Annotated in this window: 13 protein-coding genes; 1 reads left to right on the top strand and 12 read right to left on the bottom strand. The window is 67.1% G+C overall.

Annotation, left to right across the window (positions count from 1 at the left end):
* Nucleotides 1–5: 5 nt before the first annotated feature.
* From CEF10_RS01935 to CEF10_RS01885, 12 genes are all read right to left on the bottom strand, one after another.
* Nucleotides 6–449, bottom strand: a complete 444-nt coding sequence (locus CEF10_RS01935; RefSeq protein WP_101065659.1) for a hypothetical protein — start codon at nt 447–449, stop codon at nt 6–8.
* 131 nt (nt 450–580) lie between these two features.
* Nucleotides 581–1423: an urea carboxylase-associated family protein gene (locus tag CEF10_RS01930; protein ID WP_101065658.1), complete on the bottom strand. Its 843-nt coding sequence runs from the start codon at nt 1421–1423 to the stop codon at nt 581–583.
* Between the two features lie 7 nt (nt 1424–1430).
* Nucleotides 1431–1640, bottom strand: coding sequence for a hypothetical protein (locus CEF10_RS01925; protein ID WP_101065657.1), 210 nt, complete (start codon nt 1638–1640; stop codon nt 1431–1433).
* Between the two features lie 78 nt (nt 1641–1718).
* Nucleotides 1719–2312: a carboxymuconolactone decarboxylase family protein gene (locus tag CEF10_RS16800; RefSeq protein WP_157932932.1), complete on the bottom strand. Its 594-nt coding sequence runs from the start codon at nt 2310–2312 to the stop codon at nt 1719–1721.
* 100 nt (nt 2313–2412) lie between these two features.
* Entirely contained in the window at nt 2413–2571 is a 159-nt protein-coding gene (locus CEF10_RS16795) for a hypothetical protein (protein WP_157932931.1), read from the bottom strand.
* A gap of 157 nt (nt 2572–2728) precedes the next feature.
* Entirely contained in the window at nt 2729–3508 is a 780-nt protein-coding gene (locus tag CEF10_RS01915) for a succinate dehydrogenase iron-sulfur subunit (protein WP_101065655.1), read from the bottom strand.
* A gap of 12 nt (nt 3509–3520) precedes the next feature.
* On the bottom strand, nt 3521–5326 hold the full coding sequence (gene sdhA, locus CEF10_RS01910) for a succinate dehydrogenase flavoprotein subunit (RefSeq protein ID WP_101065654.1): 1806 nt from the start codon (nt 5324–5326) through the stop codon (nt 3521–3523).
* A 9-nt stretch (nt 5327–5335) separates the two neighbouring features.
* A complete protein-coding gene (gene sdhD / locus CEF10_RS01905; protein ID WP_101065653.1) occupies nt 5336–5707 on the bottom strand; it encodes a succinate dehydrogenase, hydrophobic membrane anchor protein in 372 nt (123 codons plus the stop codon).
* Between the two features lie 11 nt (nt 5708–5718).
* Nucleotides 5719–6102 carry a succinate dehydrogenase, cytochrome b556 subunit gene (gene sdhC / locus CEF10_RS01900; RefSeq protein ID WP_101065652.1) on the bottom strand — a complete coding sequence of 128 codons (384 nt, stop codon included), beginning with the start codon at nt 6100–6102 and terminating at the stop codon, nt 5719–5721.
* A gap of 193 nt (nt 6103–6295) precedes the next feature.
* Nucleotides 6296–8089, bottom strand: a complete 1794-nt coding sequence (locus tag CEF10_RS01895; protein ID WP_157932930.1) for a M10 family metallopeptidase C-terminal domain-containing protein — start codon at nt 8087–8089, stop codon at nt 6296–6298.
* 302 nt (nt 8090–8391) lie between these two features.
* Entirely contained in the window at nt 8392–12606 is a 4215-nt protein-coding gene (locus CEF10_RS01890) for a calcium-binding protein (RefSeq protein ID WP_101065650.1), read from the bottom strand.
* A 239-nt stretch (nt 12607–12845) separates the two neighbouring features.
* On the bottom strand, nt 12846–13829 hold the full coding sequence (locus CEF10_RS01885) for a glycosyltransferase (RefSeq protein WP_232796367.1): 984 nt from the start codon (nt 13827–13829) through the stop codon (nt 12846–12848).
* On the opposite strand from CEF10_RS01885, the gene CEF10_RS01880 reads away from it, so the two are divergent.
* The gene (locus CEF10_RS01880; protein ID WP_157932929.1) at nt 13783–15123 is read left to right on the top strand and encodes a DUF2793 domain-containing protein; all 1341 of its coding nucleotides are present in this window, start codon (nt 13783–13785) and stop codon (nt 15121–15123) included. The genes CEF10_RS01885 and CEF10_RS01880 overlap by 47 nt on opposite strands.
* The last annotated feature ends 2 nt before the right edge of the window (nt 15124–15125 follow it).

Raw genomic sequence — 15125 nt, 5'->3', positions numbered from 1 at the left:
AGCGCCTACCGAAGCCCGTATTCCTGCGCGAGCGCCTCGATATTGTAGCAATACACCGTCTCGTCGCGCGTCTCGCCAGCCTCGAGGTCGTGCCAGAAAATGCGCGACTTTTCAGTACGCACCTGATGACCGGGGTTCTGCGCGATGGCCGACAATTCGCCGAGCGCCTTGCCACGCGCAAATTCCTGCGACGCGTCACACACGCAACCGCGGAAGGTCCACGACATGTAGCCGAGGAACGGCAAAAGCTCGAGCGAGTAGTCAGCGCTTTCACGACACGTGGCATCTACCGAGAGTCCGCCGCCCTGGACGACCGCAAGTTCCACCCACGGCAGCGCCTCGTAGCGCGCCGCGACCTTGCCGCCCGCCTGCTCTTCCTGCGCCGATGCCGCTGCGGCCAGCGCGGCCACCAGTGCCGCGACTCCCGCCGCCGAAACCAGTCTGTTCATGAAATCCTCCCGCCTGCAGCCTTGCCGTGGCGGGCAATTGACGCGATCGCTGCCAAGTCCGCCGGTTACGGCCGTAACGGTCCCCGCGAATCAGGCCAGCGCGCAATAAGACAATCTGTCGCCTGCGGCCTTCAGCGGCCGTGGCTGCGGTCGTACCCGTTGACCGGCGGCGGCGCCCAGCCGGCCAGCGCGCCCTGCGCGGGCGCGTAGACCTCGACCAGCAGCGGATGGCACTGCGCGGTGTCGCTGGAATGCTCGGCCGAGCAATCACCGCCCGGGCAGGCGCTGAGCGCGCCCAGCAGGTCGATCTCGGCGAAGAACTCGAGGTGGTCGCCGGGGCGCACCGGGCTGGCCTTCATGAAATACTGGCCGGTGTCGCGGGTGAAGCCGGTGCACATGAACACGTTGAGCACGTCGTGGACGCAGCCCTCGGCCTCGGCCAGCGACAGGCCCGTTTCGTCGGCCAGCGCGCGCGTCAGGTTGGAATGGCAGCAGTGGTGATACTGCGTGCCCGCCAGCAGGTTGCCGGTGTAGGGGTCGCAGCGCGTTCCGATCACGTCGTGCACCGCGCCGCCGTAGGCGTCGAAACCGTACCAGTCCAGCGTGTCCTCCACGATGGTGGCCATGGGGCGCATCGCCGGAAAGCTCGACCACATGCGCGCGCCCGTGCCCAGGTGCGTGCCGTGCAGCGCGCGGGTCTTGCCGGAATAGAACCGCTCGGACAGGTCGGCGCGGTTCCACAGGTTCAGATCGCCCACCTGCGGCCCCTCGACGCTGACGATGCGGAAGAAATGACCCGCCGGCACCGTGAAGCACGCGGCCTCGCGCGGCTCGACCCGCACGGAGGCCGTCAGCGTGGCGCCGGCGCGCGCGGCGCGATACAGGTCAAGGTCGGGCCGGGGCAGCGTGTCGTCGGGATAGGCGATCACGGGCGCCACGGCGCGGCGGGCATCGGCATCGGCGGGCTCTCGCATGGGCACCTCAGCGTCGGTCCTTTGTCTTCGCCCGACAATCCAAAGGCGGTTTGCCGGTCGTTGTAAAGGCCTCGGCCCCGCAGGCCATGCATCTGAACTTCTTCTGCCCGTCGCGGTCGCCGGTTCGATCCTCGCGCCAGCGGCAGTCACGCGTTTCACGGTTCGCGAAGATCAGGACCAGCACGAAGGCCACGATCAGGCCGACGACGACGATCATGCCGGGTATCCCGCCTTGCCTTTCATCCCCGCGGCATAGCGCCGGCGGGCCGTGGCCGCAACCGTGCCGGCGTGCAGGTCAGCCGTCGCCGCGCGAGGGGCCGCGCGCTGCCGCCTCGATCCTGTCGGCGAAGTGGCTGTAGGCGGGCGCATCCGGGTCGGGCCGGGTTCCCTGTGCGGGGTGCGCCCCCGGCGCGGTCGCGTAATCGAAGTTGATGCCGGTGCCCTCGACGATGCGGTTCATCATGTTGAACAGCGCGCAGACCTGCACCGCCTCCCACAACGCGGCCTCGGGCCAGCCGGCCTCGAAAACGGCCGCCGCGTCGGCATCGGTCAACCGGCTTGGCAAGGTGTTGAGCCTGGCCACATAAGCCAGCAGCGGGCGCAGGGCCGGATCGACCGGCGCCGTCGCCGGATCGGCCAGCAGCGCGTCGATCAGCGCGGGGTCGAAACCGAAGGCCTCTGCATAGACCTTGTGGGAACCTTCGCAGAACCGACAGGCGTTGAGCGCCGACACATACGCCGCGATCAACTCGCGTTCGCCCACCGAAAGCGCCCCGTCACCACGCAGCAGGCCGTCGTGAACCTCCATGAGGGGGCGCAGGTTCCCCGGGAACCGGGTGAAGAGATCAGCAAGGTGCGCCGTTTCGGGCAGGCTGGGCAGGAAAGGCATCGTGACCCCCGGGTGCAGGTGGTGCGCCCGAGGGTCGCAGACCGTGCCCCCGCCCGCAACGCCGGTTGCATCACGACCCCGCGCGTCGCGCGTGAGCGCGTCAGCCGTCGTAATAGGCGTACATCTGTTCCAGCGCGCCCATCTTCGGCGCCACGGCGGAATTCGCCGGGCGATCCGGGCTGTAGTAGACGTCGTGGAACGCCATCTGGTCCTTTCGGACGGTCGGGGCCTGATCCTGATTCTGGGCCGGGACTGCCATGTCCTTGATCCTTCTGCCTGTGTTGCAGTGCAGAATCTAGGTTTCTGCGTCGCGGCATTGCACCGCCGAGTCGGCAAGAGCGGTATGCGGGAATTGCAGGTCTGACGTTGCGTCAGGATCGGCCCGCCAATGCGCATTGCCGGGCCGGCCGCGCGGTTCACACCGCGCGGTTGACCATCATGCGCTTGATCTCCGAGATCGCCTTGGCCGGGTTGAGGCCCTTGGGGCAGGTCTTGGCACAGTTCATGATCGTGTGGCAGCGGTAGAGCTTGAAGGGGTCTTCAAGGTCGTCCAGCCTTTCGGGCGTTGCCTCGTCCCGGCTGTCGATGATCCAGCGGTAGGCATGCAGCAGCGCGGCCGGCCCGAGGTACTTGTCGCCGTTCCACCAGTAGGACGGGCACGCCGTCGAGCAACAGGCACACATGACGCATTCGTAGAGACCGTCAAGCTTCTCGCGGTCCTCGATCGACTGCTTCCACTCCTTTGCCGGGGTGTTCGTCTTGGTTTCCAGCCACGGCATGATGCTGGCGTGCTGGGCGTAGAAATGCGTGAGGTCCGGGATCAGATCCTTGACGACCGGCATGTGTGGAAGGGGATAGATCTTCACGTCGCCCTTGACCTCGTCCATGCCGTAGATGCAGGCGAGCGTGTTGATCCCGTCGATGTTCATGGCACAGGATCCGCAGATGCCCTCGCGGCACGACCGGCGGAAGGTCAGCGTCGGGTCGATCTCGTTCTTGATCTTGATCAGCGCGTCCAGAACCATCGGCCCGCAATTGTCCATGTCGACGAAATAGGTGTCGACGCGCGGGTTCTGGCCGTCGTCCGGGTTCCAGCGATAGATCTGGACCTTGCGGACGTTGGTGGCGCCCTCGGGCTTGGGCCAGGTCTTGCCCGTGGTGATGCGGGAATTCTTCGGCAGTCTGAGTTGAACCATTCCGGCCTCTCCTTAGAACGTCCGCGCCTTGGGCGCGATCCTCTTGACCTCGATGCCGCCCTCGGTTTCGGGCGTCAGCGGGTCCTCGATGATCGGGCGGTAGCCGAGATCGACCTTGCGGCCGTCCAGCCGGGCGACTGTGTGGACACGCCACGTCTTGTCGTCGCGGTCCGGGTGATCCTCGTGCGCGTGTGCGCCGCGCGATTCGCGGCGTGCCTCGGCACCGGCGATGGTGGCCAGCGCGTTGGGCATCAGGTTGGTCAGCTCCAGCGTCTCCATCAGGTCGGAATTCCAGATCAGCGACCGGTCCGAGACCTTCAGGTCGTCCAGCTTGGCGGCGATGGCGTCCATCTTCTTGACGCCGGCGGCCAGCGTCTCGGAGGTGCGGAAGACGGCCGCATCCTCCTGCATGGTCTTCTGCATCTCCAGCCGCAGGTCGGCTGTGGGCGTGCCCCCGTCGGCGTGGCGCAGGCCGTCGAACCGGTCCAGCGCCTTGTCCACCTGGGCCGTGTTCGTTTCGGGCGTGGCCGCCTCGGCATCCACGACCTTGCCGGCGCGGATCGCCGCGGCGCGGCCGAACACCACGAGGTCGATCAGCGAGTTGGACCCCAGCCGGTTCGCCCCGTGCACGCTGGCGCACCCGGCCTCGCCCACGGCCATAAGTCCGGGGACGATCGCATTGGGATCGTCCTTGGTGGGGTTTAGCACCTCGCCCCAGTAGTTCGTCGGGATGCCGCCCATGTTGTAGTGAACGGTGGGGATAACCGGGATCGGCTCCTTCGTCACATCCACGCCGGCAAAGATCTTCGCGGACTCGGAAATACCCGGCAGGCGCAGGTTGAGCGCCTCCGCCGGCAAGTGCGACAGGTTGAGGTGGATGTGATCGCCGTTCGGCCCCACGCCGCGGCCCTCGCGGATCTCCATCGTCATCGAGCGGCTGACGTAGTCGCGCGGCGCGAGGTCCTTGTACTGTGGCGCGTAGCGCTCCATGAAGCGCTCGCCCTCCGAATTGGTCAGGTAGCCGCCCTCGCCGCGCGCGCCTTCCGTGATCAGGCAGCCCGACCCGAAGATGCCGGTGGGATGGAACTGCACGAATTCCATGTCCTGCAGGGGCAGGCCCGCGCGTGCAACCATGCCGCCCCCGTCGCCGGTGCAGGTGTGCGCCGAGGTGGCCGAGAAATAGGCGCGGCCGTAACCGCCCGTGGCGAGGACAACCATCTTCGCGTTGAATACGTGGATCGTGCCGTCGTCGAGTTTCCAGCAGACCACGCCGGTGCAGGCGCCGTCGTCGTTCATGATCAGGTCGACGGCGAAATATTCGATGTAGAATTCCGCCTTCTGCTTGAGCGACTGGCCGTAGAGCGTGTGCAGGATCGCGTGGCCCGTGCGGTCGGCCGCGGCGCAGGTGCGCTGCACGGCCGGGCCTTCGCCGAACTCGGTCGTGTGGCCGCCGAAAGGCCGCTGGTAGATCTTGCCCTCTTCCGTGCGCGAGAACGGCACGCCGTAATGTTCGAGCTCGTAAACCGCCTTGGGCGCCTCGCGGGCGAGGTATTCCATCGCGTCGGTGTCGCCCAGCCAGTCCGAGCCCTTCACGGTGTCGTACATGTGCCACTGCCAGTGGTCCGGCCCCATGTTGGACAGCGACGCCGCGATGCCGCCCTGCGCGGCCACGGTGTGCGACCGCGTCGGAAAGACCTTGGTGACGCAGGCCGTGCGCAGCCCCTGTTCGGCCATGCCGAGGGTGGCCCGCAAACCGGCGCCTCCCGCCCCCACGACAACCACGTCGTAGTCATGTGTCTCGTATTCGTATGCTGCCATGTCAGGTCCTCAAAACGCGATCTTGCCGAGGGCGAAGAGCCCCGTCGCCGTCATGCCATAGCTCAGCGCGATGACGCAGATGATCAGGATCTTTCGGGTACTGCCCTGTGTGTAGTCCTCGATCATCGTCTGCGCGCCCTTCTGGAAATGCTGCAGGCCGACGAACAGGACAAGCCCGGTCAGGATCGCCACGCCGGGGTGCGAGAACGTTTCGATGACATCGGTGTGGCTGCCGCCCAGGGCGCTTCCGAATATGTAAAGGAAGGTTGGCACGATCAACGCCAGCCCCACCGAGCTGACGATCATGTACCAGTGATGCTCGGTGCCGCTGTGCGCCGCGCCCTTGCCTTCGGCGCGCTTGCGGTCTGTCAGGAAACGCATGGCTCCCTCCCTCAGATGATGACGAGCGTGATGACGGTCAGAACGACCGAGCCGATGATGCAGACCCAGCCGAGCTTCTCGGCCGCGGGCACCTCGAGCCCATGGCCCGCGTCCCACAGAAGATGCCGCAACCCGGCCAGGTAGTGGTACCAGATCGCCCACAGCGACAGCGTGAAAACGATGTCGCCGAACCAGGATGTCACCACCGCGTTCGCCGTCGCGTAGTACTCCGGCCCCGTCGCCGCGGCCAGCAGCCACCAGACGATCAGCAGCGCCGCCAAGATCAGCGCGTTGCCCGTGATCCGAGTCAGGATCGAACTGATCGAGGTCATCTGCGGGCGATAGATCTGGATGTGCGGAGAAAGAGGGCGCTCGCCCTGTTGAACGTCGGCCATCGGTTCTGTCCTTCGTCGGTCTGTCACGCGGAATGGTCCGCGGCGTGTCCTTCCCTTGTGGCGGGTTTTAGCGCGGTTGTCACGCTTGCACAGCCCCCGAAGCGGTGAAACACTCGGAATTCCGCGCAAAAAGCAACAATGTGATCACGGGCCGCAACCCAGTGATCACAAACCCGGACCCTGCCCGCGAGGTTCAGCCGATCGGGTCGATCGCATCGTCCAGGCCGCTCGTCGACGCAAGGCCCTCAAGGATCAGAACGTCGCCCTCACCGAAATCGAAAACCACGCCGGCAGCCGTTACCGTGGCGAAGGTATCGACAACTTCCTTTGGCGTGTCCGCGCTGCCCCACAGATCGTTCTGGATCAAAAGCTCGTCCTCGTCGGTGTCGAAATCCTTAACCCGGTCGGTATCACCACCTTCGCGAAACACGAAGGTATCCGCGCCATCACCACCCACAAGGCTGTCATCGTGCCGCCCGCCGTCAAGGCGATCGGCCCCGTTACCGCCCCACAGCGTGTCCTTTCCATTCTCGCCGAACAACTGGTCGGCATTCCGGTTCCCCTTCAGGAAATCGCTGCCACGACCCCCGTGCAGTTCGTCCCGGCCGTCATCCCCTTCGAGCGTGTCGTCGTCCTTGTGCCCCAAGAGGGTGTCGTCGCCCCAGCCGCCAACGAGCGTATCCGCCCCGTGCCCGCCACCGAGCCGGTCGTCCTCGCCCCCGCCTTTCACGTGGTCCCGGCCGTCCTGACCGGTCACCCGGTCGTCGTGCCGTTTGCCGGAAAGATCGTCATCGCCATGCCGGCCGCGCAGGGTGTCCTGCCCGTTGCCGCCGACCAGGCTGTCATCGTGACGCCCGCCTTCGATCAGGTCGGACCCGTCACCGCCCCACAGCGTGTCCTTTCCGTTGTCGCCGAACAACTGGTCGGCATTCCGGTTCCCCTTCAGGAAATCGCTGCCACGACCCCCGTGCAGCTCGTCCCGGCCGTCATCCCCTTCGAGCGTGTCGTCGTCCTTGTGCCCCAAGAGGGTGTCGTCGCCCCAGCCGCCAACGAGCGTGTCGTCGCCCAGGTCTCCGCGGATCCGGTCATCAGCCCCGCGCCCCAAAAGATCATTGTCGGCGGTGTTGCCGCGGATCGTGTCGTTGCCGCGGCCACCGACGCCCCTTTCGATGACAACGCCGTTGGCAATCGTGAAACCACCTGCGATCCCGTTGGCCGCCGAAACGAACCCGCCGCCACCTTTTTCATCCTCGAGCGTTGCCGCGCGCAGGTCGATCACGGCATTGCGCGACCCGTCGTAGCGGATCGTGTCTTGCCCGCCCGTGTCCCAGATCGATTCCCAGTAGGTGCCAGACTGGTTGCTGCCCGGCAGACGATACGTGTTCGCACCGGAATTGTGCGTCTCGTTGGCGCCGTATTTCTCCTGCAGCACCGCGATGTCCAACGCCATCGGTCCGGCTTCGTACCCCCAGTCACCGCCGCCATGCCCCGCCCGGCCGACCGGCCCGGTCAAGTAGCCGGAGTTGTAGGTCATCGTGGTATAGAGACCCTGGTTCAGCCCATAGGCGCCAGCATCGCCGAAGGGGTCGCTGACACCGGGCAGAACCGTCGATGTTCCACCCGTGTCATGCGGGTGCGCCAGCCCGAGACCATGCAGCAATTCGTGCACGATCGTCACGAAATCGAAGCCGCCCACCTCGAGAGATCCACCCGGCTCACGGTCCCAGGCGTCGCCGTTGAACACGCCCACACCTTCGTTGCGCGTGCCGGGCGGGTTGAAATACCCGAGTGCGGAAAACTCGCCGTCGGTGTCCAGCACGAGCACGAGGTCGGCCCGCACCGGGTTTCCCGTCTCGACGAAATCCAGGTCCGCGACCGCCTCGATTCGCGCAAACGCCTTGCGCACCTGCCCTTTCTCGTAAGCGTTCCAGCCGTCCGAGGTTATACCGTCTGCAACATAGCCGGCGGGGGCGAAAAAAACTCTCACGGTATTACCGGAAAGCTTGGTCCCCCAATCGATGGTGTCGAGGGGATCGAAGGGCGGAGGTTTCGCGGTACCAACAGCCAAATCGGGAATCCCGGTCGCGTGATCTTCGTGTTTCCGGGCAGCGGCGCGGATCGGGGACGACGCCGCGCGTTGCGCGTGCGCCGCATTCAGTTCCACCGCCCCGGAACGTCTTTCGACACGACATGATTAACCACCAGTCCCCAAAGGTCCACACCGGAAATGTCGCAGGTGAACAGACAGGCAGGCCGCCGCCGAATCGGCCGGCCCGACCAAACGCCCCGTCAGATGAATTCCAGCGAATCGGCCAGTCCGGACAGGGAACTCAACCCTTCGAGGATCAACACGTCACCCTCGCCGAAATCGAACACGACACCCTGCGGCGTGACAGTGGCAAAGTCGGTCACGACCTCGTTCACCGTGTCCGCTTCTCCGACAAGCGCGGGGTCGAGCAAAACCCGATCGGAACCGACGTCGAAATCCGTGACGCGATCGGTGTCGCCACCGGCGCGGAACACGAAGGTATCGGCGCCATTGCCTCCTGTAAGGTCGTCGTCGTGCCGGCCTCCCTCCAGCCTGTCTGCGCCGTTGCCGCCCCATAGCGTGTCCTGGCCATTGTCTCCGAAAAGCCGGTCGTCATGCTTGTTGCCTTTCAGGAAGTCACTGCCCCGGCCGCCGTGAAGATGATCCTTGCCATTGCCGCCCGACAGGGTGTCGTCATGCTTGTGCCCGAACAGCCGGTCGTGCCCCTGACCACCGTCGAGCGTGTCGGCCCCGCCGCCACCCTTGAGCCGGTCGTTCCCACGGCCGCCCAAAAGAGCGTCGTCGCCGGCGTGCCCCAGCAGGCGGTCGCGGCCGTCGCCGCCATCCAGCGCGTCCGCGCCCTTGCCACCGCCGAGCCGGTCGCGGCCGTGATCCCCGTGCAACCGGTCGTCGCCGTCCTGCCCGGTGACACGGTCGTTGTGCCGCCCGCCAGACAGGCGGTCATCGCCGGCGCCGCCGCGCATCGTGTCCTTGCCGGTCCCACCCGCCAGCACATCGTCGTCGCGACCGCCTTCCAGCCGGTCCAGCCCCTGCCCGCCCCGCAGCGTGTCCCGGCCGCCGTCACCGAACAGCCGGTCGGCATGCTTGTTGCCTTTCAGGAAATCGTTGCCCGCGCCGCCGTGCAGCTTGTCCCTGCCGCGCCCGGCAATCAACTCGTCTCCGCCTGAATTCCCGTACAGGGTGTCGTTGCCGCTACCGGATTTGAGCGTGTCGCGGCCATCTCCCCCGCTCAGCCGGTCGTTTCCGTGGGCGTCGCGCAAGAGGTCGTTGCCGGCGTCGCCGAACAAGCGGTCGTCGTGCCGCCCGCCACGAACCCGGTCGTCGCCGTCGCCCGCGCGCACCGTATCCTTTCCGCCGTTGCCGAAAATAGAATCCGCGCCCCGGTCGCCGTAGAGAACGTCGCGGCCGCGCTGTCCGCGAATGTCATCGTCCCCCTGGCCACCGCGGACCGTGTCGTGCCCCCGCCCGGCCTTCACGAGATCGGCCCCGTTCTGACCGAACAACGCGTCGCGGCCCGCTTTTCCCAGCAGGGTATCCTGACCGCCACGCCCGAGGATCTCGTCACGGCCCGAGCCACCGCGCAAACGGTTCGCGCCGTTGGCGCCCGTGGTCCTTCCGCCGTCGTCGATCTCGTTCTCGACTGCGCCGAGGCCCACACTGCCCGAGGTGAAGTTGAACTGCTCGACGGAATCGAAGACGTCTAGGCCCTGCGCCGACTGGATGGTGGCGGCGCCTTGAAAGACATCGATCACCTCTACCGCGTCCAGGGAGACCGCGAGGCTCGCGGTGTCGCGGCCCCGGCCGCCGCCGACGATATCGTCACCCGCGCCGCCGAAGAATAGGTCCGCGCCACGCCCTCCGTTCATCTGGTCATTGCCGGCACCGCCGAAAAGCGCGTCATCACCGCCACCGCCACGCAAACCATCCCCACCGCCGTGGCCGAACAGGACATCGTTGCCACCGCCGCCGATGAGCCTGTCGGCCGCCCCACCCCCGTGGATCCGGTCTGCACCGGCCTGTCCGTTGAGCACGTTCTGCCCCGACCCGCCAAAGATCCGGTCCTGCCCGCGACCGCCCAGAATCGTGTCGCGGCCGCTCATGCCGAATATCGCCTCGCCGGCACCGTTGCCGGACAACCAGTCGCCGCCGCCGTTTCCACGGATCACGGACTGTGCCGCCGTCTGCGTTGCGGTATCGTCCTCCACCATGTCCGCGAGGTCACCGATGGTCGCCGTGCCGTCGGTGAACACGAAACGCTCGACGCTTTCGAAACGATCCTGCCCCTCGGCTGACTCGATCGTCACGCGGTCACCGTCGACGTCGGTCACCGTGACCGAATCCTTGGCCACGTCGAGGACGGTCGTGTCACGGCCGCTGCCGCCATGAACCGTGTCGTCCCCCGAGCCCGGCAGCAGGCGGTCCGCCCCCGCCCCTCCGCCAAGCCTGTCACGGCCTTCGTTGCCCTCGAGGGTGTCGGCCCCGGCATTGCCCGAAAGCGTGTCGCGCCCGGCACCGCCCGAGAGGCGGTCATCGTGGCGCCCCCCCGTCAGGTCGTCGGCGCCGTCGCCGCCATCAATATCGTCAGCGCCGTCATCGCCGTGCAACGTGTCGCCAGCCGGTCCGCCGGCGAGCGTGTCGTTGCCCGCGCCGCCGGCCAGGTGATCCTCACCGCGCGCGCCTGCAATATCGTCCGCGCCACCACCTCCGAACAGGCGGTCCGCCCCGGACCCGCCGGTGATCGTGTCCGCCCCACCTCCGCCGTTGGCCTCGTCGTCACCCTTGCCCGACCGTATGGAATCGTTGCCGCTGCCGCCGCTCAGGCTGTCGGTGCCCTCGCGGCCCTCCAGGGTATCGTGACCGGCGTTCCCCTCCAACGTGTCGGGTCCCCAGGTCCCCTCCAGCACGTAGTCGCCGCCATCGCCGGTCTCCTCGCGCGACGGCGGGCGGAAGCTGCGATTGACGTCGAGCGAGATCGCCGCGCGCACCGCGCCGGTGTCGAGTGGGCCGCCATTGGCGCTTTCGATGACGAGCACCTCGTCGCGGTGGGTCAGGCGGGCGCCGTTGGCGGTCTGCTCGATCGTGACGGCGCCGGGGTCATAAAGGAACGGCCATGCCGTCAGGTCGAGGCGATCCCGCGCCGGATCGAAATCCGAGATGCGGTCAACTTCGCCATCCGCCTCGAGAAAGAAGGTATCGGCACCCGGACCACCGGAAAGCGTATCTCGGCCCGCGCCGTCGGAAAGAACGTCGCGGCCCGCGTCCCCGTCGAGGCGATCGTTGCCCTGTCGTCCGGTCAGGATGTCGTCCCGCGCCGTGCCACTGACCGTTTCCCCGCCGGCTCCGGCCTCTCGCATCGCACCGTGGTCCGCCTGCTCGACGGTCAGCAAGGTCAACCCGCGTTCGCTCGACGATGCCGCCACCACCTGGATTTCACCGTCGACATTCTCGATCTCGACGGCGCTGACATTGTCGAGACCTGCGGACCGCGTATCGGCGATGCTGTCGAGATGCACGAGCTTTCCGCCCGGCAGAAGGGTGAACAGGCTGAGGCCGTCGTCGCCGCCGCCCACCGCGACATAGGCACGCCCGTCGACCACCTCGGTGTCCAGGGCCTGAACCTGCCCGAAACGCGTTTGCCGCGTATCGACGAGATGATCGGTCGGCGTGAGCGCCCCGCTTGGTGCGACTTCGAGCACCGTGAGCGCACCGGAGGTTCCGCTGTCGGGCGCCGCCGAGGCCACGATCGCATAGGTCACGGAGCCAAGCTTGACGAAATCCACGCGCGTCGGCGTCATGATCCCGATCCCGCTTTCGGGGCCGACCGAGTCGACCGGGACCGGAGTGCCGTTTTCCATCCGATATGAGGTCACGCCGCGTTCCGAGGCGCTGGCTGCGATGATGATCTCGTTTCCGCCGACCTTTCCCGTCGCGAGGGCCGAGAGGTCGTCGGCATGCGTCGACCCGCTGTCCGACACTGCCGCGCCGCCCGTGGCGTTTCCGGCCCCATTCAGCGAATAGCTTGCAAAACCGTCCGCGCGCGGGCTTCCGGCTATGAGGGTCCCCTCGTCCGAAACGGCGACCAACGGCTGCGGCGCGCCCCCCGACACAAGGCCCGACACGCCCTCGGCCGGGCCGATGTTTCCGGCACCGTCGATGTCGTAGGACCGCAGGCCGTCCGATCCGACACCGCCCACGATGATCTCGGTATCCCCGCCCACGTCCGCCGTGGCCAAGGTGGGGCCGACGCCGGTCGTTGCGGCCTTGAACGTAACCTGATCTTTCTTCGCGGGCAGCGCTTCCTTTTCCAGCGACCAGCTGACGAGGCCGCCGTCGTGCCCCGACACCGACACGAGGATGGGCCCGCCGTCGCCCGCCACCACGAGAAGATCGGTGATCGCCTTGTCCAGGTCGGCATCACCCGCGTTCACGGTCCCCGCCACAGAAAGACTTGCCATCGCTGCGCCCCATGTTGCCACCTCACGCGAAGGTGGGCGGCCATGTGGACGCGCGGGCGGACAAGACTTTGGCGACGGGGTGGACTATGCGCTCAATTGCGCCGGCCGCGTTTACCCTGCCGATGGCCCCGCCGGACACGCGGGTCCGTGCGGGCGGGCCCCCGCGCGATGATCCTGGTTAAGAAACCGCGCGACGGCGCCGACCGACACCCTGGATGGAAAAGATCAGGGGCGGCCGCTCAGCCGGTGCCGCTGCCCACCCGTCGCAGCACGGCAGCGTGGCGCCTGTTCCTGCGATGGCGCACACCGTCGCGCACCGCATGCGCGAGAAGGCGCAGATAGGCCTTGCGATCGGCCCCGTAGTGGCGGGCGCGTGCCCGCCACTTCAGCCACTTGACCAGAAAGACAGGCCAGAACAGGACCGGCCCGGCGGCCATGCGGTAGACCATCAGTTGATTGCGATGGAAATAATACACCTTCCACAGCGGCCGCAGCACCCGCACGCCCTCGGTCAGGGTGCCGCAGTCATGCTCGAAGCGCACGCGCGGGTCGAACGCGATCCGCCCGCCCATGGCGCTGATGGACAGGGTGTAGAGCACGTCGTCACCATAGATGAACAGCCGTCCGTCCGGGTATCCCGCGCGCTCGATCGCCCGCCGCGACAGGAACAGGCCGACAAACGATCCTCCATCGACCGCGCACGGGCCCTTCCGGTCATAGTCCTGCAGCGACAGGTGGAACCCGTCCCGGCCCGACCATAGCGAACGCAGGAAGGCACGCTTGTGCCAGAACGGGTTGATCCACGGCCGGTTCATGTCGCAGATGCGTCCGTCGGGGTATCTCACCGCGCCCGCCCAGGCCTCGCGTTCGCCGCGTGGTTCTGCATGGAACGCGGCCAACGCCCCTGGCTCGGGGCGTGCGTCGTCGTCCATCACCACCATCCAGTCGGGCGCGAAGGCGTGCACCGCATGGCGCAGCCCCTTTTCGAACCCGCCGGCACCGCCGAGGTTCGTCTCGCTGCGAACGACGTCAACGCGCGGATCCGCTACCCCGGACAGCCACGCAGCGGTGTCATCCGACGACGCGTTGTCCACCACGACGAGCCCGGCCAGGTGCGATTGCGGGCTCTCCAGCAGCCGCGCGACCGTGCACTTGAGTTGATCGAGGCGATTATGGGTGACCACCACCGCCACGAGCCGGCCTGCCGTCGTTTGTTCCGTCACGTGCGTTCCCTGTTCCGGCGCCGCGTTTTCCCGAGCGCTATGCGCCCGAAACGCGGCGCTGTCAAATGCGCGCGCTGCTTTTCGCCGCCCCGGACACAGGCGAGATCACGGCACGCGGCGCGCGGTGCTGTCAGGAAACCGAAACCGTTGCCGCCATAGACAGCCCGCCGATCGCATCCAGAGGAGCTGTCACATGGCCGACACGTCGTCGCGGCTGGACCTGCCTTACATCAAGCCTTCGCAGGCGCAAAAACACGTCACCCACAACGCGGCGCTGGAGCGGCTCGACGCGCTCACGCAGCTCGCCGTGACATCCTTCGACGCGCAATCGCCGCCCGCGTCTCCCGCCGAAGGCCAGGTTTTCGCCCTCGCCGATGCACCGGAAGGCGCCTGGGCCGGTCAGGGCGGCACGCTGGCCGTGTTTTCGCGCGGTGGCTGGGTCTTCATCCCACCCGGGCCTGGATGGCGGGCCTGGGATCTGGCCGATGGCGTGCTGCGCGTCTATTCGGCCGGCACCTGGTCCGCTGTCGAACCGGGTTTGCAGGACATCACCGGGCTCGGCATCGGGACGTCCTCGGACGCGGTCAACCGTCTCGCGATCTTCTCGCAGGCGAGCCTTCTGTCGCACGACGGTGCCGGTCACCGGCTCAAGGTCAACAAGAACACCGCCTCGGACACGGCTTCGCTGGTATTCCAGAGCGGGTATTCCGGGCACGCGGAGATGGGCCTTGCAGGCACGAACGACTGGAGCGTCAAGGTCAGCCCGGACGGCACGAGCTGGACCGAGGCGCTGGTCATCGACAAGACCACCGGCCTGGCCGCCGGCGAAGCGGTCCAGCAGTCGGCCACCGACACGACGGCCGGACGGCTGATGCGCGCCGACTTCGGATACGGTCCCGGCAACCTTGTCGGAAGCGTCGCGCAATCCGGCGGGACGCCCACGGGCGCGGTAATCGAGGAAGGCGAGAACGCGAACGGCCACTACCTCCGACTGGCCAGCGGGTTGCAGATCTGCCACGCGGTCAAGACCGCGGCCTACAGCGGATCCGGCGCGAAGATCGAATGCAATTGGACCTACCCGGCCGCGTTCGCGGCCGCGCCCGTGGCCACGTTCTCGCCGACGGATTTCGGCGATGCAACGCCGTCCGCCGGCGAAATGGGCGCGGATGCGGTGCACGCCGTTTCCGCGACATCCGTTTCTTTCCACCAGTACCGGCAGAAGCACACGGCGAACTTCGCCAGCGGCGACAGTCTCACCTTTCAAATGCTCGCTGTCGGTCCCTGGTTCACCTGAGG

It is taken from the genome of Roseovarius salinarum, from assembly GCF_002834145.1.
GTDB lineage: Bacteria > Pseudomonadota > Alphaproteobacteria > Rhodobacterales > Rhodobacteraceae > Roseovarius > Roseovarius salinarum.
Note: the sequence above shows the minus strand (reverse complement) of the source record. Positions and strands in the feature narration are given on the sequence as shown.